The following is a 19696-nucleotide window of genomic DNA, read 5'->3' on the forward strand; positions in this document are numbered from 1 at the left end:
ACTCAACTAACGCTCCTGCTGGTGAGTGGGCCTCGGGTAGCTGCCGGTCTGGCCGCTGCCGGCCTGACGGCCCTGGGCGATGCCCCGACGGAGATTGGTCAGCCGGCCGCGTACGTCGTCGGGCGCACGCGACACCTGCGGACCAGCCTGGTGCTGTTGCTGCTGAGCCGTGCCCGGGACCAGGTTGGCCTTGGGCACCCGGCGCGGCAGGCCGGAGGTGGTGACACCGCCCGAGGCGGGCTGGCGCACCCGCTCGGCCTGCCGCACGAGTTCGTCGTTCGGAGAGGTGCGCCAGGAGCCGGTGGCGTCGGCGGGGCGCTGCGGGTTCTGCGGGTTCTGCGGCTGCTGCTGAGCGGCCGGGTTCTGCTGCTGCTGGCCGCCACCGCCGTGGAACCAGTTGGTCTCCAGCGTGTCGAACAGCGGGGTACGACCGTCCCCGGGACCGCTGGCCGGCGGCAGTGCCTCCGGCTCCTGGCGGACCGGGGCCGGCTGCGGGGCCGGCGGGCGCGGGGCGCCGAAGTCGTCGCGGGCAGGCTGCTGCGGGCGCTCGAACTGGCCGGTGTGCGCGGGGTCCTGGCGGCCGGGCAGCGCGTGCTGACCGGTGCCGTTGCCGCCGAAGCCGCCGTCGTACTGCTGCGGGGCCGCGAACCGGCCGGTGTCCTGGGCCGGTTCCTGCCGCGCGGGCGTGCCGAAGATGTCGGAGCGCACGAACGATCCGTCGCCCTGCCCGCCGTTCGCACCGTCGAACCCGCCCGGCGCCTGTGCGGCGTCCGGACGCGGGAACTGCCCCGTCTGTCGCGGGAGTTCGGCCTGCGGGAACTGGCCGGTGTGCTGACCGGCGTCGGGACGCCGGTACTGGCCCGTCTCCTCGGGGCGCTGGTACCGGCCCGTGTCGTGCCCGGCGTCGGGGCGCTGGTACTGCCCGGTCTCGTGCGGGACGTCGGGGCGCTGGTACTGGCCGGTGTCGTGCCCGAGGTCGGGGCGCTGGTACTGCCCGGTCTCGTGCGGAACGTCCGGGCGCTGGTACTGACCGGTGTCCTGCGCCGCCTCCGGACGGCCGTACTGCTGCGTTCCCGCGTCGGGACGCGGGAACTGCCCGGTGTGCTGCGGGAGTTCGAACTGGCCGGTGCCCTGGGAGCCGGGGGTTCCGGGCAGCTCCGGGCGGGTGAACTCGCCCGTGGCGCCGGGGCCCTGGGCGTCGATCCGGGGCATCTCCGCGGTCGAGCCCGGACCCTGCCGGTCGTCGATCCGCGGCATGGGCGCGGTGCCCGAGGGGTCCTGCTCGTCGTGGCCGCGCGGGGTGTCCAGCGAGGCCCGGCCGTCGTTCCAGTCCTGGGTGCGCCGGGCGTCGCCGCCGGGCAGCTCGGCGCGCGGGCCGCCGCGGGCCGGCAGCTGCGGCTGGCGGCCCTGCTCGGCGGAGTTGCCGGAGCCGCGCTGCGGGCCGCGGCCGGAGAAGAGGTCCTGCTGCGGGCCGGCCGGGTCGGCGGCCTGGAGCCCCTGCGGACCGCCCGGCGCCTGCGCGCCGAATCCCGCGGGGGAGCCGGGGCCGCCGCGCTGCGGACCGCGCGGGCCACCGGGGCCGTTCGGACGGCCGCCGCCCTGGCCGGTGCCGGGCAGCGCGGCCCGGGGACCCTGGCCGGCGCCGACCTGGCCGCGCGAGCCGGGGCCGGAACCGAGCAGCCCACCGCCCTGGCCACCGCCGCCCGCGCCACCGCGCCGGGCCGCGGCCGCACCCGCGGCCGCCTGCGCGGCGGCCGGACCGCCGCTCGCGCCGGGCCCGCCGGGCTTGCCCGGAGCCGGCTTCTTGCCGCCCTGGGCGACGTCCACCGGCAGCATGACCAGCGCGGTCGTGCCACCGGAGTCGGACGGGCGCAGCTGGATGCGGATGCCGTGCCGCTGGGACAGCCGGCCGACCACGAACAGGCCCATGCGGCGGGAGACGGAGACGTCCACGGTGGGCGGCGAGGCCAGCCGCTCGTTGATCGCGGCCAGGTCCTCGGGGGACAGACCGATGCCGGTGTCGTGGATCTCGATCAGCACCCGGCCGTCGGGCAGCGCGTGACCGGTGACCTTGACCTTGGTCTGCGGGGAGGAGAACGAGGTGGCGTTCTCCAGCAGCTCGGCGAGCAGGTGCACGAGGTCGTTGACGACCCGGCCGGCGACCTCGGTCGTCGGCACGGAGGCCAGTTCGATGCGCTCGTACTGCTCCACCTCGGACGCGGCGGCGCGGAGCACGTCGACCAGCGGGACCGGACGGGTCCAGCGGCGGCCGGGCTCCTCGCCCGCGAGGACGAGGAGGTTCTCGCCGTTACGGCGCATACGGGTGGCGAGGTGGTCCAGCTTGAACAGCGAGGACAGCTGGTCCGGGTCGGCCTCGCGGGACTCCAGTTCGGAGATGAGCGAGAGCTGACGCTGGATCAGACCCTGGGAGCGGCGCGAGAGGTTGGTGAACATCGCGTTGACGTTGCCCCGCAGCAGGGCCTGCTCGGCGGCGAGGCGGACCGCCTCGCGGTGCACGTCGTCGAAGGCCGCGGCCACCTGGCCGATCTCGTCCCGGGAGTGCACACCGACCGACTCCACGGAGGTGTCCACGTCCTGCGGGTCGGACTCGGACAGGTGCTTGACCAGCTCGGGCAGGCGTTCCTGGGCGACCTTGGTGGCGGTCTCCTGGAGCCGGCGCAGCGAGCGGATCATGGAGCGGGCCACGACGAACGCGCCGACCAGCGAGACACCGAGCACCAGCAGGATCAGCGCACCGGAGATGATGGCGTCGCGCTGGGTGGCGCTCTTGAGCTCGCGCGCCTTCTGCTCCATGTCCTCGAGCAGCGTGTGCTCGATCTTCTTCATCTGCTCGATCTTGGTCGAGCTGTCGTCCACCCAGTCGCGGTACGACCGCGGGGGCAGGTCGGCGAGACCGCCGCGCTGCTCGAAGGCGCGCTTGGCGTAGGTGTCCGCGGACTCGATCGTCGGGTTGCCCTCGTCGATCGGCTTGAGGAGTTCCTCGGCGTTCTGACTCGCGTAGATCTTGCGGAAGATGGCGAGTTCGGAGTTCTCGCTCTCGTACGCGGACTCGCCGTAGAGGCGGTCGTTCTCCGAGAGGTCGGCCTTGCTGGAGGTGGTCGAGGGCAGCGCCGCGGCGATGGTGGCGCGCTGCACGGACGCGTACTCCTTGGCGGTGGAGAAGGCCGCCAGGGCGCGGGTGCGCGAGATCATCTCCGGGTTGCTGGACGCCTCGGCCATGTCCTGGGACAGGTCGATCAGCTGGGTGATGAGCCGGTGGTAGGACTCGATCGTCTGGGACGAGTTGGCCTTGGACTGATAGGCGGACCGGCGGATCTTCGCCAGGTCGTCCAGCTGGTTGGCGAGGCCCACCAGGGCGTCGCGCACGCCCTGCAACTGGCCGTTCTTGCTGGCCTCGTCGATCTGCTCGGACGCGTCGAGGAAGTTGGCGCGGGCCCGGTCGGTCTTCTGCTGGTAGCCCTTGACCGTGTAGTCGCCGGCGCTCAGCCCGTGCGACAGGGGACCGGCGGACTGGTCGCGCTCCTCCTGGAGCGCGGCGGCCAGCTCGGTGGCCTGCTTGGTCATGTCCGTCAGCAGCTTCATGTTGTCGAGCTGCTGGATGTCGTTCAGGTTCTCGTTGATGCGCAGCGCGCCCAGCGAGGTCGCCGCGACCACGGGGAGGGCGAGCAGCGAGACCAGACGGGTGGAGATGCGCCAGTTGCGCAGGGCCATGCGCGAGCCGGTGCCGGAGGGGGCCGACGCGGACTTCGCGGCCGGCGCGGGGCCCGCGGACTTCGCGGCGCCCTGGGCGGCGGAGGGGGCCGACGCGCCGGGGCGGGTGCGCTCACCGCCGTCCGCGGACGGGGCCGGGCCCGGGTTCTGGGCGTGCTGGGGAGAGGCGCTGCCCTTGCCGGGGCCAGTCCCGTCGTGCGCCTCCGGCTCCGCCGAAGCGCTGCCATCCCTCTTGAAACGTCCCTGCACTAGCGTCGCAACCTCTGGACCAGGCGCCCCTCCGCGTGAACGGAGGAACACGGTGTCGGCGTCGTGGCGGGCGCCCTGAAAAACGCCCCCCGGTGGTCTTGAGTGACCGGCGCTGGTTCCCCCTTGTCTCGCCGCCACTCGGCGCTGCGTTGCGCCCCCTGCGCGCCGGCTCGATCCCGCGGCGGTCCGTGGAATTCCAGCACAGTGCCGGATCTCCAACAAGGGCCGAGTGGCGAGCTGTGACAACTGTGACAAGGGGTGAGTGTCCGGTCACCAGTCGTGGAAGTCGATCTCTCCCATAACGGGCGTATCCGTGCGAGTCGTCGTCCGGTGGCACGTGTCTGAGTCGCCATGATCGGCAGCGGAATGGTGGCTTCCAGGCCCCAATGTCCGTTTCGTTAGGGCGGGTTGTCGGCCGGAATTGACCGGTTTGCCCGCGAGTTGGTGAGCAAAATCACACGAAGATCGAGGCCGGTTAGCGAGTTCGTCGGGGAATCGGATGTTTAGCCTGACGCTTTACATGAGGGACGTATCTGTCACGCCGCTCTGGTATCCGCCGACACAGGACTAGGACTCGTACAACCGTGAAGACGACGATGATGTTCCACAAGATAGCCAACCCGCGACGCACGACCCTGGCGCACCTCAAGGACGCCGGCGAACTGCAGACGCCCGCGCTGCCGGAGCAGTCCGTCGAACTCCCGACCCAGACGGCCAACCCCCGTCGCACCATCCTGGTCGACGTCCCCGAGCCCGCGGCGGCCCCGGCCGGCGAGTGACCGGCGGACACCCCACGGAGGCACCCGGCGCGGCCCGGAAGATCATCAACCGCCGATGATGATCTTCCGGGCCGCGCTCGTCTTTTCGGTGGACGGATCGGCGGACGGGCCGCCGTACATCTTTTCCGGCGCATTCGCGCCGCCGGGTTTATCCGCGGCGCCGGCACGGGGCGCCGCACCCTTCCCGCCCTCGCCCGCCGGGTCGCACGGGATGCCGTCGCCGCAGGTCACACGCCCAGGGGTCGTCCCGCGAGGCGGCCGCCGGGCCCCCGAAAACACCGGAAACGGGAATTCCCGTTAAGCGCTTTACGGCGCCGGAAAAACAGCTCGCCATGCGCTCCCGGCCGAACGCCGGGCCGCCCGACCGGTTAACCTTGGGCGTCAGTACGCCGGTTCTCAGTGAGGGGCGCAAGCACCCGTGCGCATCGCCAGGTTCTCCATCGACGGGAACGTAGCCTTCGGCGCGGTCGAGGGCGACAAGCAGGACGAACTCGTCCTCGACATCATCAAGGGCATCCCCTTCGCCGACCACGAGCTGTCCGGGACGAAGGTGCCGCTGAGCAAGGTCAGGCTGCTCCCCCCGGTCCTCCCCAACAAGGTCGTGGCGTTCGGCCGCAACTACGCGGAACACGCGCGGGAGCTGGGCAACGAGGTGCCCGAGGCCCCGTTCGCCTTCTTCAAGCCGTCCACCTCGGTCATCGGTCCGGGTGACGAGATCCAGTACCCGTCGTTCTCGCAGGAGCTGCACCACGAGGCCGAGCTGGCCGTCGTCATCGGCCGCATGTGCCGGGAGGTGCCCCGCGAGCGCGTCAAGGACGTGATCTTCGGCTACACCTGCGCCAACGACGTCACCGCCCGTGACGTCCAGCGCCGCGAGAAGCAGTGGGCCCGGGCCAAGGGCTTCGACAGCTCCTGCCCGCTCGGCCCCTGGGTGGAGACCGACCTGGACCTCGCCCGTGCCAACGACCTCACCGTGCAGCTCACCGTCAACGGCGAGCAGCGCCAGCTGGGCCGCACCAGCGAGATGATCCACCCCATCGAGGACCTGATCGTCAACATCACGGAGGCCATGACGCTGCTGCCCGGCGACGTCATCCTCACCGGCACCCCGGCAGGGGTCGGCCCCCTCACCGTCGGCGACGACGTCGCCGTCACCATCGAAGGCATCGGCACTCTCACCAACAAGGTTGTCAAGCGTGGCTAGCGCACCCGCCTCCCCGTCCCCCATCCGCGTCCGTTTCTGCCCCTCGCCCACCGGCAACCCCCACGTGGGCCTGGTCCGCACCGCCCTGTTCAACTGGGCGTTCGCGCGGCACCACCAGGGCACCCTGGTGTTCCGCATCGAGGACACCGACGCGGCCCGCGACTCCGAGGAGTCCTACAACCAGCTGCTCGAGGCGATGCGCTGGCTCGGCTTCGACTGGGACGAGGGCCCCGAGGTCGGCGGCCCGCACGCGCCGTACCGCCAGTCGCAGCGCATGGACATCTACGCCGACGTCGCGCGCAAGCTCCTCGACGGCGGCTACGCCTACCACTGCTACTGCTCCCAGGAGGAGCTGGACTCCCGCCGCGAGGCCGCCCGCGCCGCCGGCAAGCCCTCCGGCTACGACGGCCACTGCCGCGACCTGTCCGCCGAGCAGGTGGAGCGGTACCAGGCCGAGGGCCGCTCCCCGATCGTCCGCTTCCGGATGCCCGACGAGACGATCACCTTCGACGACCTGGTGCGCGGCGAGCTGACCTTCACCGCGGAGAACGTGCCGGACTACGGCATCGTCCGCGCCAACGGCGCCCCGCTCTACACGCTGGTCAACCCCGTGGACGACGCGCTGATGGAGATCACGCACGTGCTCCGCGGCGAGGATCTGCTCTCCTCCACCCCGCGCCAGATCGCGCTGTACAAGGCGCTGATGGAGCTGGGCATCGCCAAGCGGGTCCCGGCCTTCGGCCACCTGCCGTACGTGATGGGCGAGGGCAACAAGAAGCTCTCCAAGCGCGACCCGCAGTCCTCGCTGAACCTCTACCGCGAGCGCGGCTTCCTGCCCGAGGGCCTGCTCAACTACCTTTCCCTGCTGGGCTGGTCGCTCTCGGCCGACAAGGACATCTTCACCATCGAGGAGATGGTCGAGGCCTTCGAGATCTCCGACGTGAACCCCAACCCGGCGCGCTTCGACCTGAAGAAGTGCGAGGCGATCAACGCCGACCACATCCGCATGCTGGATGTGAAGGAGTTCACCGAGCGCTGCCGCACCTGGCTGAAAGCGCCCTTCGCCCCCTGGGCCCCGGAGGCCTTCGACGAGGCGAAGTGGCAGGCCATCGCCCCGCACGCGCAGACCCGGCTGAAGGTGCTGTCGGAGATCACCGAGAACGTCGACTTCCTGTTCCTGCCGGAGCCGGTCTTCGACGAGGCGTCCTGGACCAAGGCGATGAAGGAGGGCTCCGACGCCCTGCTGCGCACGGCCCGCGAGAAGCTCCAGTCCGCGGACTGGACCTCGGCCGAGTCCCTCAAGGAGGCCGTCCTGGCCGCCGGCGAGGCCCACGGCCTCAAGCTCGGCAAGGCCCAGGCCCCGGTCCGCGTCGCCGTCACCGGCCGCACCGTCGGCCTGCCGCTCTTCGAGTCGCTCGAGGTCCTGGGCAAGGAGAAGACCCTGGAGCGCATCGACGCGGCGTTGACCAGGCTGGCCGCGTAACCGCGCCCGTCCGCCGCACGACAGGGGCGGCACCCGGAACCCCGGGTGCCGCCCCTCGGCGCATCCGGGCACCCGCGATGTGAGGTCGCTCACCGGCCGGTGCCGCGCGCCCGTTCCCCGCACGCGCCCCGCCGCCCGCGTTACGGTCGAAGGCGTGAGCATCGAAGCCGTGGTCTGGGACGTGGACGACACCCTCTTCGACTACACCGCCGCCGACCGGCACGGGATGCGGGCGCACCTGGCCGTCGAGGGCCTGCTCGGGCGGTACGACACCGTGGAGGACGCGCTGGCCCACTGGCGGCGGATCACCGACCTGCACTGGGCGCGGCACGCGGCGGGGGAGTGCGGCTGGCAGGAGCAGCGGCGCGACCGCGTACGGACGTTCCTCGGCGCGGAGCTGGAAGACGCCGAGGCGGACGCCTGGTTCCAGCGGTACGTCGGGCACTACGAGGCCGCCTGGGGCCTGTTCCCGGACGTCCTGCCCGCGCTGGAGGCGCTCGCGGGCACGCACCGGCACGCCGTGCTGTCCAACTCCAGCATCACCGTCCAGGAGCGCAAACTGCGCGTCCTCGGTCTGCTGGACCGCTTCGAGGCCGTACTGTGCGCCGCCGAGCTGGGCGTCTCCAAGCCCCGCCCCGGCGCCTTCCTCGCCGCCTGCGAGGCGCTGGGCCTGCCCCCGCACCGGGTGGCGTACGTCGGCGACCACCCGGAGATCGACGGGCGGGGCGCCGCCGAGGCCGGCCTGGTGTCCGTGTGGATCGACCGGGGAACGGTGTCTGCGCGGGCCGCCGCGGAGGCGGGCGTGCACCGGATCACCAGCCTCGCCGAACTGCCCGCCCTGCTGCGCTCGGATACTCGTTTTGGAGCCCCGTCCACCTTCGGGTAATGTTCTTCCTGCGCCGAGGGGAACGGGCCGGAAGGCCGGAACCCCGAGGAGCAAGCTAGAACGAGAACCCCGCAGGGGCTTGAGTTCCGGTGGCCTATGGTGTAATTGGCAGCACGACTGATTCTGGTTCAGTTAGTCTTGGTTCGAGTCCAGGTAGGCCAGCTCGCAGAGCTTATCTGCAAAGCCCCCGTTGTGTAGCGGCCTAGCACGCTGCCCTCTCAAGGCAGTAGCGCCGGTTCGAATCCGGTCGGGGGTACTGATCCTGATCTTGTCGGGATCGCTAGGGCCCCCGTTGTGTAGCGGCCTAGCACGCCGCCCTCTCAAGGCGGTAGCGCCGGTTCGAATCCGGTCGGGGGTACTGACTGGTCTAAACCATCATTGGTCTATGGTGTAATTGGCAGCACGACTGATTCTGGTTCAGTTAGTCTTGGTTCGAGTCCAGGTAGACCAGCTCGGACCTGCGGAAACGCAGAGTCCACGCCCCCGTTGTGTAGCGGCCTAGCACGCCGCCCTCTCAAGGCGGTAGCGCCGGTTCGAATCCGGTCGGGGGTACATCTGGGAAAGGCCCTCCACTTCGGTGGGGGGCCTTCGCCGTACCCGGCGCCGGTCCGGCTCACTCGAAGCCGTACCGCCGCGCCGTCTCCTCCTCCTGGGCCAGCCGGTGCAGCGCCTGGAGTGCCGGCTCGTTGAGGATCGCCCCCAGCACCGCGAACTCGATCGCCTCGGCCTCGGACGGATGCGTCTCCATGTTGTCCAGGTCGAGCACCGCGGTCCGGTGCATCAACTCGGCGTACGGCGCGAGCTGTTCGGCGCCCCAGCGGTAGCCGAGCCGGCGGAACGCGGCGACCGCCACCACCAGCGAGCGGTAGGCGGGGGAGATGGTCGTCAGCTGCTTGGCGTTCTCCCAGCCCAGCCGGTCCAGGAGCGCGGTGACCTCCTCGTGCGCGGCCCGGACGTGCTCGTCGTCCGCGTCCGGCTCCGGCACCTGGGGGAGCGCCCACAGCGCCGCGCCCAGGCGGATCGTGCGGCCCAGGGAGTCGTCGTCCACGTGCCCGAGCACCTCGCGCACCTTCGCCACCGGCACCTGGCCGACCTGGATCATCGCCCGCACCAGCCGCAGCCGGCGCAGGTGCTCCTCGTCGTACTCGGCCGTGGTGGCGTTGTGCCGGCGGCCCGGCGGCAACAGCCCTTCGCGCAGGTAGTACTTGATCGTCGCGGTGGACACCCCGCTGCGTCTGCTCAGTTCGGCGAGCCGCATCTCTTGCATCTCCTCTTGGACAGGAGCACTATCCAAGCATCGCGGTTTGGATAGTGCCGCTCACCAATGGAGGGGGAAGCGATGGTGTCCCGTACGACCGCCGGCGCGGAGGGCGACGTCGTCGTCCTGCTGATCGGCATGCGCATCAACCGTTTCCGGGCGGTCCACCTGTGGGTGCCGGTGATGCTCGCGATGCTGCGGATGCTGCGGGAACTGGCGCGGGACCCCTCCCGGGGGCTGCGCGCGAAGGTGCTGCTGACGGCGTCGCCGCGCACGTACTACGTCGTGCAGTACTGGGAGTCCAAGGAGAAGCTGTACGCCTACGCCGCCGCGCCCGACGCCTTCCATCACGAGGTGTGGGCCCGGGTCAACCGCGCGGAGCGGGCGGGCAGGCTGCGCGGGCAGGTCGGCATCTGGCACGAGGCGTACGTGGTGCCGGAGGGGTCGTACGAGGCGATCTACGCGGACATGCCGGCGTTCGGGCTGGCGGAGGCGTACGGGCAAATACCGCTGGAGCGGCGGGGGCGGTACGCCGCGGACCGGTTCGCCTACCGCGCGGCGCGGCCGCGCCGCGAGCCGGTGCGAGAGAAGGCTGACTGAGGCGGGGGCCGGGGACCGGGGGAGCGGGGAAGAGGGGAAGACGGGGGAGCGGGAAAACGGGGGAGCGGGGAAAACGGGAGGGGCCGCCGCGGCGTTGAGGCGGGCCCTCCCCGGTGTTTTCCGGCGCGGTGCGGGTCAGCCCGAGCGGCGCAGGGCCTCGGAGAGGCGGGCGGCGGCGTCGATGACGGCCTGGGCGTGCATGCGGCCCGGGTGGCGGGTGAGGCGCTCGATGGGGCCCGAGACGGAGACGGCGGCCACCACGCGGTTGGAGGGGCCGCGCACGGGCGCGGAGACGGACGCGACGCCCGGCTCGCGCTCTCCGATGGACTGGGCCCAGCCGCGGCGCCGTACGCCCGACAGGGCCGTCGCGGTGAAGCGGGCGCCCTGGAGGCCCCGGTGCAGGCGCTCGGGCTCCTCCCAGGCGAGCAGGATCTGCGCCGAGGAGCCGGCCTTCATCGTGAGCGTGGAGCCGACCGGGACGGTGTCCCGCAGGCCGGACAGGCGCTCCGCAGCGGCCACGCAGATCCGCATGTCACCCTGGCGCCGGTAGAGCTGGGCGCTCTCGCCGGTGACGTCGCGCAGGTGGGTGAGGACCGGGCCCGCCGTCGCCAGCAGGCGGTCCTCGCCCGCCGCCGCCGCGAGTTCCGACAGCCGGGGGCCGAGGATGAACCGGCCCTGCATGTCGCGTGCCACCATGCGGTGGTGTTCCAGGGCCACGGCCAGGCGGTGGGCCGTGGGTCGTGCCAGTCCGGTGGCCCCGACCAGACCCGCGAGGGTGGCCGGACCGGACTCCAGAGCGCTCAGGACGAGGGCCGCCTTGTCCAGAACGCCGACGCCGCTACTGTTGTCCATGCAACGATACTCGCGTCTCACTCTGTGAAACGCAAGTTCAATTTTCCGCGGAACGCGCCACTCTGGTTGGACACGGCGGCCCGTCCATCGATGGGCCCGGCGGCGGACGCCCGGAAGCAGGGGTGCGGGCGCCGTCCTCAAGATCTCTAGTTGGGCCGGTGCACGCATGCCGGCCGGAGGGAAAGCGATGGGTAGGACACTCGCGGAGAAGGTCTGGGACGACCACGTCGTCCGGCGCGCCGAGGGCGAGCCCGACCTCCTCTACATCGATCTGCACCTGCTGCACGAGGTGACCAGCCCGCAGGCCTTCGACGGGCTGCGCAAGAACGGCCGCGCGGTGCGCCGCCTCGACCTCACCATCGCGACCGAGGACCACAACACCCCGACCCTCGACATCGACAAGCCGATCGCCGACCCGGTCTCCCGCGCGCAGCTGGAGACCCTGCGCAAGAACTGCGCCGAGTTCGGCGTGCGACTGCACCCGCTGGGCGACGTCGAGCAGGGCGTGGTGCACGTGGTCGGCCCGCAGCTGGGCCTGACCCAGCCGGGCACCACCGTGGTCTGCGGCGACTCCCACACCTCCACGCACGGCGCCTTCGGCGCGCTGGCGTTCGGCATCGGCACCTCCCAGGTCGAGCACGTGCTGGCCACCCAGACGCTGCCGATGGTGCGCCCCAAGACCATGGCGATCACCGTCGAGGGCGAGCTGCCCGAGGGTGTCACCGCCAAGGACCTGATCCTGGCGATCATCGCGAAGATCGGCACCGGCGGCGGCCAGGGCTACGTCCTGGAGTACCGCGGCTCCGCCATCGAGAAGCTCTCGATGGAGGCCCGGATGACCATCTGCAACATGTCGATCGAGGCCGGCGCCCGCGCGGGCATGATCGCCCCCGACGAGACCACCTTCGAGTACCTCAAGGGCCGTCCGCACGCCCCCGAGGGCGCCGACTGGGACGCGGCCGTCGCGTACTGGAAGACCCTGCGCACCGACGAGGACGCGGTCTTCGACGCCGAGGTCGTCATCGACGCCGCCGAGCTGTCCCCGTTCGTCACCTGGGGCACCAACCCCGGCCAGGGCGCGCCGCTTTCGGCGTCCGTCCCCGACCCGGCTTCGTACGAAGACGCATCGGAGCGCCTGGCCGCCGAAAAGGCCCTGGAGTACATGGGGTTGGAGGCCGGAGCCCCGCTGCGCTCCATCAAGGTGGACACCGTCTTCGTAGGCTCGTGCACCAACGGCCGGATCGAGGACCTGCGCGCCGTCGCCGAGATCCTGAAGGACCGCAAAGTCGCCGACGGCGTACGGATGCTGGTCGTGCCGGGCTCCGCGCGGGTCGGCCTCCAGGCGGCCGCCGAGGGCCTGGACGTGGTCTTCAAGGAGGCCGGCGCCGAATGGCGGTACGCGGGCTGCTCGATGTGCCTGGGCATGAACCCCGACCAGCTGGCCCCGGGCGAGCGCTCCGCCTCCACCTCCAACCGCAACTTCGAGGGCCGGCAGGGCAAGGGCGGTCGTACCCACCTGGTGTCGCCGCAGGTCGCGGCCGCCACCGCCGTCCTGGGCCACCTGGCCGCCCCGGCCGACCTGACCGACGACCGTACGCCCGCTGGAGTCTGAGAACGATGGAAGCCTTCACCACCCACACCGGCCGGGCCGTGCCGCTGCGCCGCAGCAACGTCGACACCGACCAGATCATCCCCGCCCACTGGCTCAAGAAGGTCACCCGGGACGGGTTCGAGGACGGGCTGTTCGAGGCCTGGCGCAAGGACCCCGAGTTCGTCCTCAACCGTCCCGAGCGGCAGGGCGCCACCGTCCTGGTGGCCGGCCCCGACTTCGGCACCGGCTCCTCCCGCGAGCACGCCGTATGGGCGCTGCAGAACTACGGCTTCAAGACCGTGATCTCCGCCCGCTTCGCGGACATCTTCCGCGGCAACTCGCTGAAGAACGGCCTGCTCACCGTCGTCCTGGACCAGAAGGTCGTGGAGGCGCTGTGGGAGCTGACCGAGGCCGACCCGACGGCCGAGATCACCGTGGACCTCCAGGCGCGCGAGGTGCGTGCCGAGGGCGTCACCGCCTCCTTCGAGCTGGACGAGAACTCCCGCTGGCGCCTGCTGAACGGCCTGGACGACATCTCCATCACGCTCCGGAACGAGGACGACATCGCCGCCTACGAGGCGAAGCGTCCCGCCTACAAGCCGCGGACGCTCCAGAGCTGACCGGGTAGCCTCTCCCGGGCCCCGCGAGGGTCGGGTTTCGGCCACTCCAACCAACTCACCTGTACCCCCGATCGCCCCGATCGGGGGTACAGGCATGTCCGGGCCCCTCCGGCCGCGCTCATCTCTGGGGACGCTCTCAACTTCCCGTGTTATGAAGGGCGTTGGCAGGGTAGATGGGGCAGAGGATCACGCCTTCCGCAAGAGCCCGGAAGGCCATTTGTGGCGGGAGTTGCCCCCTGGGCAGGCGACAACTCGCCCCAGATGGCACAATCTGTGCATGGAACACGACGGCCAACTCCAGCTCTATACGGCGGTCGCGAACCAACTCAAGGAAGCGCACTCACGAGTGCGCGCACTGCAAGTCCCGGAGGGCGTACGGATGGCGCTGACCCGGAAGCTGCTGGTCATTACGGCCGCGGCCAAGCACGATCTCGCCGGTGCGGCAAGGCGGCTTGAGCGGTTCAACGCGGACCTCGACGAGGGTCGGATCCCCGGCGAGGACCGCTGAACAGCCCGAGAACGCCGAGTCTGTTGCGGCACAAGGGTGATAAGCCCGTTTCGTGTTTGATTTGCGGTATATATCTGCCTAACGTGCGAAAAAGCTTGAACACATTCGTTCTGGCGATGTCTCCGAAGGGGAAGACGTGAACAAGGCGCAGCTCGTAGAAGCGATTGCCGACAAGGTGGGCGGCCGCCAGCAGGCCGCCGATGCCGTCGATCATGTCCTGGACGCCATCGTCCGCGCGGTCGTCGCGGGCGAGCGGGTCTCGGTCACCGGCTTCGGGTCCTTCGAGAAGGTGGACCGCCCCGCCCGCTACGCCCGCAACCCCCAGACGGGCGAGCGGGTTCGGGTCAAGAAGACCTCCGTGCCGCGGTTCCGCGCCGGGCAGGGTTTCAAGGACCTGGTGAGCGGCTCCAAGAAGCTGCCGCGGGGCGGCGAGGTCTCCGTGAAGAAGGCGCCCAAGGGCAGCCTGACCGGCGGCGCCGCCGCGACGGTGAAGAAGGCCGCCGCGAAGAAGACCACCAAGGCGGCCGCGAAGAAGACCACCGCCAAGAAGACGGCGGCGAAGAAGACCACCGCCACGGCGAAGAAGACCACCGCGAAGAAGGCGCCCGCCAAGAAGACCACGGCGACCGCCAAGACCACCGCGGCGAAGAAGACCACCGCCAAGAAGGCGACGGCGAAGAAGGCCCCGGCGAAGAAGGTCACCGCGAAGAAGGCCCCGGCCAGGAAGTCGACGGCCCGCAAGACCACCGCCAAGAAGGCCACCGCCCGCTAGGCGCCACGTCACCGACCTGGGCACTCACGCGCCGGGCCGGACTCCTCGGGGAGTCCGGCCCGCGGCGTGTGTAAGGGGAGTTACAGGGTCTGGAGGGTTACGAGCGTGATCCGCAGCCCCTCGCCGGCCCCCTCCGTCTCGATCCGCACCCGCTGCCCGGGCCGCAGGAGCCGCAGACCGCCGCGGTCGAACGCCGCCGCGTCGAAGGGCACCGGGGTGCCGTCGTCGAGCAGCACCTGTCCGCTACGGGTCTCGGTGTCGTAGGTGTACGCGGTCGCCTGCATGGGGTTCAGCGTAGCCGTCCGGACCGCGGGCCACCGTTTCGCGGGGGCGGCGCGGACACGTGCTCCCGACCCGTGGCCGTCAGGCGCCGGGGACCGGCAATTCGGCGCACACGGCCGCCGTGCGCGGCCCGACCCCCAGGGCCAGCGCCGCCCGCAGATCGTCCCCGGTGTCCACGTCCTGGCGCACCGAATCCACGTCCGCCAGCAGCAGTTCCCGCGCGCCCGACGCCCGGTGCCGCGCCCGCGATCCCGTTCCGAAGCCCGGCCGCAATTCCTCGTCCGCCCCGGCCGCCAGCAACGTCGTACCGACCCCCGCCGCGTCCGCGAGAAATGCCCGGGGGAATTCCGCGGCGGCGGAAAGCACCCGCTCGAGTTCCGCCGCCCGCAGCGCCGGCAGATCGGCGTTCAGGGCCGCCACGGCCGCACCCGGGCGCAGTCGGCGCACGGTGCTCGCCCCGTGCGCGAGCGCCGCGTTCAGACCGCGCGCCGGGGTGTCCGGCACGACGCCCGCGCCCAGCTCGGACAGCGCGCGCCCGGCCCGTTGATCGTCCGTGACGACCACCACATCCGCGACCGCCTCGCACGCCAGGGCCGCGGCCACCGTGTCCTGGGCGAACGCGAGGACCAGCCCCGGGCGGACCCCGTCCGCCGCGGTGTCCGCGAGCCTGCTCTTGGCCCGGGACAGGGGCTTCAGGGGGATGACCAACGTCCACTGCACCGGCGTACCGTCCCTCTCTCGTCGCGATCATTGTCACCCGCCACCGCCCGCCACGGGGTTACGGGGAGGCGCGCGAAGCCCCGCGCAAGGACGGGGGCGGGTGACGGGCGGGCGTACGGTGTTCTCGACAGACCGGCGCTCCGGGGCGACACTTGTGCGGCCCCCGCCGGGGTGGCTGCCCCTAGAGGAAGGTGTCCTTGTGCCCCGCCGCAGAATCGGCTTCTGGTACCGCTTCGCCGCGGTGATCTGCAAACCGCCGCTGGTGGTTCTGATCAAGCGGGACTGGCGTGGAATGGAGCACATTCCGGCCGAGGGCGGATTTATAACGGTGGTGAACCACAATTCCCACGTGGACCCCTTCGCATACGCGCACTATCAGTACAACACCGGACGGGTTCCGCGATTCCTGGCGAAGAGCGGGCTTTTCAAGAAGGGAATCGTCGGCGCCGCCATGCGCGGCACGGGACAGATTCCGGTCTACCGCGAGTCCACGGACGCGCTGAGCGCCTTCCGCGCCGCGATCGACGCCGTGGAGCGCGGCGAGTGCGTCGCCTTCTACCCCGAGGGCACCCTCACCCGCGACCCGGCCGGCTGGCCCATGACCGGCAAGACCGGCGCCGCCCGCGTGGCCCTGCAGACCAAGTGCCCGGTGATCCCGGTCGCCCAGTGGGGCGCCAACGAACTGCTGCCGCCGTACGCCAAGAAGCCGAACCTCTTCCCGCGCAAGACCCACCACGTGCTGGCGGGCCCGCCGGTGGACCTGTCGCGCTTCTACGGCAGGGACATGACCCCGGACCTCCTCAAGGAGGCCACCGAGGTCATCATGGCGGCCATCACCCGTCTCCTGGAGGAGATCCGCGGCGAGAAGGCGCCCGAGACGCCGTACGACCCGCGCCGCGAGCGGATCGAGCAGCGCCGCCGCACCCAGCGGCAGAACAAGGGCCGGCAGGAAGAGGAGCAGAGCAAGTGAGCACGCCTGTGCGGGTGGCCGTCATGGGCACCGGCTCCTGGGGCACCGCCTTCGGCGTGGTGCTCGCCGACGCCGGTTGCGAGGTGACCCTGTGGGCCCGCCGGCCGCAGCTGGCCGAGGCGGTCAACTCCACCCGGATCAACCCCGACTACCTGCCCGGTGTGGAACTCCCGGAGAACCTGCGCGCCACCGCGGACGCCGCCGAGGCGCTGCGCGACGCGGAGTTCACCGTCCTCGCCATCCCCTCCCAGACCCTGCGCCAGAACCTCGCCGAGTGGCTTCCGCTGCTCGCCCCGGGCACCGTCCTCGTCTCCCTGATGAAGGGCGTCGAACTCGGCTCCGCCATGCGGATGAGCGAGGTCATCGAGGACGTCGCCAAGGTCGGCGCGGACCGCATCGCCGTGGTCACCGGGCCCAACCTGGCCCGCGAGGTCGCCGCCCGGATGCCCGCCGCCGCGGTCGTGGCCTGCGCCGACGAGGCCGTCGCCCGGCGCCTCCAGGCCGCCTGCCACACGCCCTACTTCCGGCCGTACACCGAGACCGACGTGGTGGGCTGCGAGCTGGGCGGTGCCGTGAAGAACGTGATCGGGCTCGCCGTCGGCATCGCGGACGGCATGGGGCTCGGCGACAACGCCAAGGGCTCGCTGATCACCCGGGGCCTCGCGGAGACCGCGCGGCTCGGCACGGTGCTCGGCGCCGACCCGCTGACCTTCTCCGGGCTCGCCGGTCTCGGCGACCTGGTGGCCACCTGCTCCTCCCCGCTGTCCCGCAACCACACCTTCGGCACCAACCTCGGCAAGGGCATGACCCTGGAGGAGACCATCGCGGTCACCGAGCAGACCGCCGAGGGCGTCAAGTCCTGTGAGTCCGTGCTGGATCTGGCCCGCCGGCACGGCGTCGACATGCCGATCACGGAGACGGTCGCCGGCATCGTGCACGAGGGCAAGCCGCCGGTCGTCGCGCTCAAGGAACTGATGTCGCGCAGCGCGAAGCCCGAACGGCGCTGAGCGAATCCGCACGGACGCTGAACGAAATCCACCCGTTTTCGTGCGTTCCCGGGCGGAGCCGACGCTGTATCCGGGCTCTACCAACGGGTACTCTCAACGCGATATGAGCACCGAGAACCTTCCCCAGAGCCCTGAGCAGCCGCAGCGCAAGCCGCGCGTGGCCGTCGTGTTCGGTGGCCGCAGCTCCGAACACGGGATCTCCGTGGTCACCGCCGGCGCCGTCCTCAAGGCCATCGACCGGACGAAGTACGACGTCCTGCCGATCGGCATCACCCGGGACGGCCGTTGGGCGCTGACGGCGGACGAGCCGGAGCGGATGGCCATCACCGACCGCTCCCTGCCCGCCGTCGAGGAACTGGCGGAGTCGCACGAGGGCGACGTGGTGCTCCCCGTCGCCCCCGCCAACCGCGAGGTCGTCTACAGCGAGCCCGGCTCCGTGCCCAAGGCGCTCGGCGAGGTCGACGTCGTCTTCCCGGTGCTGCACGGCCCCTACGGTGAGGACGGCACCCTCCAGGGCCTCCTGGAGCTGTCCGGGGTGCCGTACGTGGGCGCGGGCGTGCTCGCCTCGGCCGTCGGCCAGGACAAGGAGTACATGAAGCGGGTCTTCACCTCCTTCGGGCTCAAGGTCGGCCCGTACGTGGTGATCCGGCCCCGCGAGTGGCAGCGGGACGAGGCCGCCGCCCGCAAGAAGATCGTCGACTTCGCCGGCGAGCACGGCTGGCCGCTGTTCGTGAAGCCCGCCCGCGCCGGCTCGTCCATCGGCATCACCAAGGTCGACGACCTGTCCGGCCTGGACGAGGCGATCGCCGAGGCGCAGGCGCACGACCCGAAGATCATCGTCGAGGCCGCCCTGGTCGGCCGCGAGATCGAGTGCGGCGTCCTGGAGTTCGAGGACGGCCCGCGCGCTTCCGTGCCGGCCGAGATCCCGCCGCCGGACACCCACGCGTACTACGACTTCGAGGCCAAGTACATCGACTCCACGCCCGGCATCGTGCCGGCGCCGCTCACCGAGGAGGAGACCGCCGAGGTGCGGCGGCTCGCGGTGGAGGCGTTCGAGGCGGCGTCCTGCGAGGGGCTGGTCCGCGCGGACTTCTTCCTCACCGAGGACGGGGAGTTCGTCATCAACGAGATCAACACCCTGCCCGGGTTCACGCCGATCTCGATGTACCCGCAGATGTGGCAGGCGACCGGTGTCGGCTACCCCGAGCTGATCGACCGGCTGGTGCAGGCGGCGCTGCGGCGCTCCACCGGTCTTCGCTGACCGGACCGACCGCTCAACCGCGCATGGAGGCGATCCCCCCGGGGATCGCCTTCTTCACGGCCGGGCCCAGGTCCTCCAGCACCTGGGTGCTGTGGTCCGGCCCCGACAGGCTCTTCGGCAGGGTCACCTGGACGTAGGCGCGGCGGCCCGACGTGGTGAACCGCCAGGTGCCGTCGGACTCCTTCTCCATCAGCCAGTCCACGCCGTTGACCCCGCCCGCGATCGCGTCGGGGTCCTGCCCCTGCGCCACCTTCGGGTCGACCATCTTCGGCGGCCGGACGATCCCGCAGCGCAGTATGATCGCCGGGTTTCCCCAGCCCGCCGTGTAGACGGACCGGGGTTCGGGGTCGGCCCGGTGCCGCCCGTCCACCTCGGCGGGCAGCACCTTGTGCAGATCCCGGCACAGCGGGGCGGTCTTCGCGTCGGGACGGGGAGCCGCGACCGTGGTGCCGCCGTCCCCGGAGCAGCCCGCGACCGCGAGCAGCAGGGCCGGCACGAGCGGGGCGGCGAGGGCGAGGGGCCGGTGACGGAAGAAGTTCACCGGCCAAGCGTAGACGGGGGCTACAGATGCACGACCGGACAGGTCAGGGTGCGTGTGATGCCGTCCACTTGCTGGACCTTGGCGACCACCATGCGACCCAGTTCGTCGACGGTGTCGGACTGGGCGCGCACGATGACGTCGTACGGACCCGTCACGTCCTCGGCCTGGATCACTCCAGGGATCTTGCTGATCGTCTCGGCGACGGTCGACGCCTTGCCGACCTCCGTCTGGATCAGGATGTACGCCTGTACCACGGAACCTCCAGGGCGGCCACGAGGATCATGTGGGGGGAAAGGAACGCCACGGTATCGCGTCGCCGCTCCCCGCGGGGAGACCTGCGGGAACCGGGCTTGCGCGCCAGGGTGCAGGCACGACGGAAGT

General features: G+C 71.3%; 20 protein-coding genes and 5 tRNA genes. 17 read left to right on the forward strand and 8 right to left on the reverse strand.

All coding sequences use genetic code 11. The annotated features are described in order from the left end of the window. Positions 1 to 6: 6 nt before the first annotated feature. Complete coding sequence (locus BLW85_RS27165; protein WP_107409193.1) at positions 7 to 3981, reverse strand: sensor histidine kinase; 3975 nt, start codon at positions 3979 to 3981, stop codon at positions 7 to 9. 584 nt (positions 3982 to 4565) lie between these two features. On the opposite strand from BLW85_RS27165, the gene BLW85_RS27170 reads away from it, so the two are divergent. After that, positions 4566 to 4760, forward strand: a complete 195-nt coding sequence (locus BLW85_RS27170; protein ID WP_079172434.1) for a hypothetical protein — start codon at positions 4566 to 4568, stop codon at positions 4758 to 4760. A 45-nt stretch (positions 4761 to 4805) separates the two neighbouring features. On the opposite strand, the gene BLW85_RS27175 is transcribed toward BLW85_RS27170, so the two are convergent. After that, on the reverse strand, positions 4806 to 4991 hold the full coding sequence (locus BLW85_RS27175; protein WP_074993464.1) for a hypothetical protein: 186 nt from the start codon (positions 4989 to 4991) through the stop codon (positions 4806 to 4808). 187 nt (positions 4992 to 5178) lie between these two features. Between BLW85_RS27175 and BLW85_RS27180 the strand changes: the two genes are divergently transcribed. The 8 genes from BLW85_RS27180 to BLW85_RS27215 all read left to right on the forward strand — a co-directional run bounded on the left by BLW85_RS27180 (position 5179) and on the right by BLW85_RS27215 (position 8885). After that, the gene (locus BLW85_RS27180) at positions 5179 to 5964 is read left to right on the forward strand and encodes a fumarylacetoacetate hydrolase family protein (protein ID WP_070022332.1); all 786 of its coding nucleotides are present in this window, start codon (positions 5179 to 5181) and stop codon (positions 5962 to 5964) included. Further along, positions 5957 to 7447, forward strand: a complete 1491-nt coding sequence (gltX, locus tag BLW85_RS27185) for a glutamate--tRNA ligase (RefSeq protein ID WP_071828575.1) — start codon at positions 5957 to 5959, stop codon at positions 7445 to 7447. The genes BLW85_RS27180 and gltX overlap by 8 nt, the downstream gene beginning before the upstream one ends. Before the next feature lie 154 nt (positions 7448 to 7601). Continuing rightward, entirely contained in the window at positions 7602 to 8333 is a 732-nt protein-coding gene (locus BLW85_RS27190) for an HAD family hydrolase (protein WP_208624905.1), read from the forward strand. Positions 8334 to 8423: 90 nt separating this feature from the next. Further along, positions 8424 to 8495: transfer RNA gene (locus BLW85_RS27195), tRNA-Gln, on the forward strand. A gap of 21 nt (positions 8496 to 8516) precedes the next feature. Beyond that, positions 8517 to 8589: transfer RNA gene (locus BLW85_RS27200), tRNA-Glu, on the forward strand. A gap of 29 nt (positions 8590 to 8618) precedes the next feature. After that, positions 8619 to 8691, forward strand: a tRNA-Glu gene (locus BLW85_RS27205). A gap of 21 nt (positions 8692 to 8712) precedes the next feature. After that, positions 8713 to 8784, forward strand: a tRNA-Gln gene (locus BLW85_RS27210). A gap of 28 nt (positions 8785 to 8812) precedes the next feature. After that, a tRNA-Glu gene (locus tag BLW85_RS27215) sits at positions 8813 to 8885 on the forward strand. Positions 8886 to 8946: 61 nt separating this feature from the next. On the opposite strand, the gene BLW85_RS27220 is transcribed toward BLW85_RS27215, so the two are convergent. Further along, positions 8947 to 9591 (reverse strand): MerR family transcriptional regulator, encoded by a 645-nt coding sequence (locus BLW85_RS27220; RefSeq protein ID WP_070022330.1) that lies wholly within the window; start codon positions 9589 to 9591, stop codon positions 8947 to 8949. 81 nt (positions 9592 to 9672) lie between these two features. On the opposite strand from BLW85_RS27220, the gene BLW85_RS27225 reads away from it, so the two are divergent. After that, the gene (locus BLW85_RS27225) at positions 9673 to 10191 is read left to right on the forward strand and encodes a DUF4188 domain-containing protein (RefSeq protein WP_070022329.1); all 519 of its coding nucleotides are present in this window, start codon (positions 9673 to 9675) and stop codon (positions 10189 to 10191) included. Positions 10192 to 10326: 135 nt separating this feature from the next. Here BLW85_RS27225 and ndgR read toward each other — a convergent pair whose 3' ends face one another. Then, positions 10327 to 11043, reverse strand: a complete 717-nt coding sequence (gene ndgR / locus BLW85_RS27230) for an IclR family transcriptional regulator NdgR (RefSeq protein ID WP_067130667.1) — start codon at positions 11041 to 11043, stop codon at positions 10327 to 10329. A 187-nt stretch (positions 11044 to 11230) separates the two neighbouring features. On the opposite strand from ndgR, the gene leuC reads away from it, so the two are divergent. The 4 genes from leuC (at position 11231) to BLW85_RS27250 (ending at position 14534) form a co-directional block, all read left to right on the forward strand. After that, positions 11231 to 12655, forward strand: coding sequence for a 3-isopropylmalate dehydratase large subunit (gene leuC, locus BLW85_RS27235; protein WP_070022328.1), 1425 nt, complete (start codon positions 11231 to 11233; stop codon positions 12653 to 12655). Positions 12656 to 12660: 5 nt separating this feature from the next. Beyond that, positions 12661 to 13254 (forward strand): 3-isopropylmalate dehydratase small subunit, encoded by a 594-nt coding sequence (gene leuD, locus BLW85_RS27240; RefSeq protein ID WP_074993467.1) that lies wholly within the window; start codon positions 12661 to 12663, stop codon positions 13252 to 13254. A gap of 277 nt (positions 13255 to 13531) precedes the next feature. After that, the gene (locus BLW85_RS27245; RefSeq protein WP_070022326.1) at positions 13532 to 13762 is read left to right on the forward strand and encodes an SCO5555 family protein; all 231 of its coding nucleotides are present in this window, start codon (positions 13532 to 13534) and stop codon (positions 13760 to 13762) included. Between the two features lie 136 nt (positions 13763 to 13898). Then, positions 13899 to 14534 (forward strand): HU family DNA-binding protein, encoded by a 636-nt coding sequence (locus BLW85_RS27250; protein WP_070022325.1) that lies wholly within the window; start codon positions 13899 to 13901, stop codon positions 14532 to 14534. Between the two features lie 80 nt (positions 14535 to 14614). Here the strand turns inward: BLW85_RS27250 and BLW85_RS39520 are convergent, their stop codons facing one another. Both BLW85_RS39520 and cofC read right to left on the reverse strand, forming a co-directional pair. Continuing rightward, positions 14615 to 14818, reverse strand: coding sequence for a hypothetical protein (locus BLW85_RS39520; protein WP_070022324.1), 204 nt, complete (start codon positions 14816 to 14818; stop codon positions 14615 to 14617). Positions 14819 to 14897: 79 nt separating this feature from the next. Then, on the reverse strand, positions 14898 to 15536 hold the full coding sequence (gene cofC / locus BLW85_RS27255; RefSeq protein ID WP_070022323.1) for a 2-phospho-L-lactate guanylyltransferase: 639 nt from the start codon (positions 15534 to 15536) through the stop codon (positions 14898 to 14900). Positions 15537 to 15735: 199 nt separating this feature from the next. Here cofC and BLW85_RS27260 point away from each other — a divergent pair, with 199 nt between their 5' ends. The 3 genes from BLW85_RS27260 to BLW85_RS27270 all read left to right on the forward strand — a co-directional run bounded on the left by BLW85_RS27260 (position 15736) and on the right by BLW85_RS27270 (position 18774). Continuing rightward, on the forward strand, positions 15736 to 16506 hold the full coding sequence (locus BLW85_RS27260) for a lysophospholipid acyltransferase family protein (protein WP_070022322.1): 771 nt from the start codon (positions 15736 to 15738) through the stop codon (positions 16504 to 16506). After that, positions 16503 to 17513, forward strand: a complete 1011-nt coding sequence (locus BLW85_RS27265) for an NAD(P)H-dependent glycerol-3-phosphate dehydrogenase (RefSeq protein ID WP_070022321.1) — start codon at positions 16503 to 16505, stop codon at positions 17511 to 17513. Before BLW85_RS27260 ends, BLW85_RS27265 begins: the two co-directional genes overlap by 4 nt. A 103-nt stretch (positions 17514 to 17616) precedes the next feature. Further along, a complete protein-coding gene (locus BLW85_RS27270; protein WP_070022320.1) occupies positions 17617 to 18774 on the forward strand; it encodes a D-alanine--D-alanine ligase family protein in 1158 nt (385 codons plus the stop codon). A gap of 13 nt (positions 18775 to 18787) precedes the next feature. Here BLW85_RS27270 and BLW85_RS27275 read toward each other — a convergent pair whose 3' ends face one another. Both BLW85_RS27275 and BLW85_RS27280 read right to left on the reverse strand, forming a co-directional pair. Further along, positions 18788 to 19315, reverse strand: a complete 528-nt coding sequence (locus BLW85_RS27275) for a DUF3515 domain-containing protein (protein ID WP_070022319.1) — start codon at positions 19313 to 19315, stop codon at positions 18788 to 18790. A 20-nt stretch (positions 19316 to 19335) separates the two neighbouring features. Next, positions 19336 to 19569, reverse strand: a complete 234-nt coding sequence (locus BLW85_RS27280) for an Lrp/AsnC family transcriptional regulator (RefSeq protein ID WP_019328745.1) — start codon at positions 19567 to 19569, stop codon at positions 19336 to 19338. Between the last annotated feature and the right edge of the window lie 127 nt (positions 19570 to 19696).

The organism is Streptomyces misionensis (genome assembly GCF_900104815.1).
GTDB lineage: Bacteria > Actinomycetota > Actinomycetes > Streptomycetales > Streptomycetaceae > Streptomyces > Streptomyces misionensis.

Bases quoted from the DNA above. Each gene is read 5' to 3' on its own strand.
- BLW85_RS39520 (WP_070022324.1), bottom strand. From the start codon at position 14,818: ATGCAGGCGACCGCGTACACCTACGACACCGAGACCCGTAGCGGACAG.
- ndgR (WP_067130667.1), bottom strand. From the start codon at position 11,043: ATGGACAACAGTAGCGGCGTCGGCGTTCTGGACAAGGCGGCCCTCGTC.
- BLW85_RS27270 (WP_070022320.1), top strand. From the start codon at position 17,617: ATGAGCACCGAGAACCTTCCCCAGAGCCCTGAGCAGCCGCAGCGCAAG.
- BLW85_RS27245 (WP_070022326.1), top strand. From the start codon at position 13,532: ATGGAACACGACGGCCAACTCCAGCTCTATACGGCGGTCGCGAACCAA.
- leuD (WP_074993467.1), top strand. From the start codon at position 12,661: ATGGAAGCCTTCACCACCCACACCGGCCGGGCCGTGCCGCTGCGCCGC.
- BLW85_RS27220 (WP_070022330.1), bottom strand. From the start codon at position 9,591: ATGCGGCTCGCCGAACTGAGCAGACGCAGCGGGGTGTCCACCGCGACG.
- BLW85_RS27225 (WP_070022329.1), top strand. From the start codon at position 9,673: ATGGTGTCCCGTACGACCGCCGGCGCGGAGGGCGACGTCGTCGTCCTG.
- leuC (WP_070022328.1), top strand. From the start codon at position 11,231: ATGGGTAGGACACTCGCGGAGAAGGTCTGGGACGACCACGTCGTCCGG.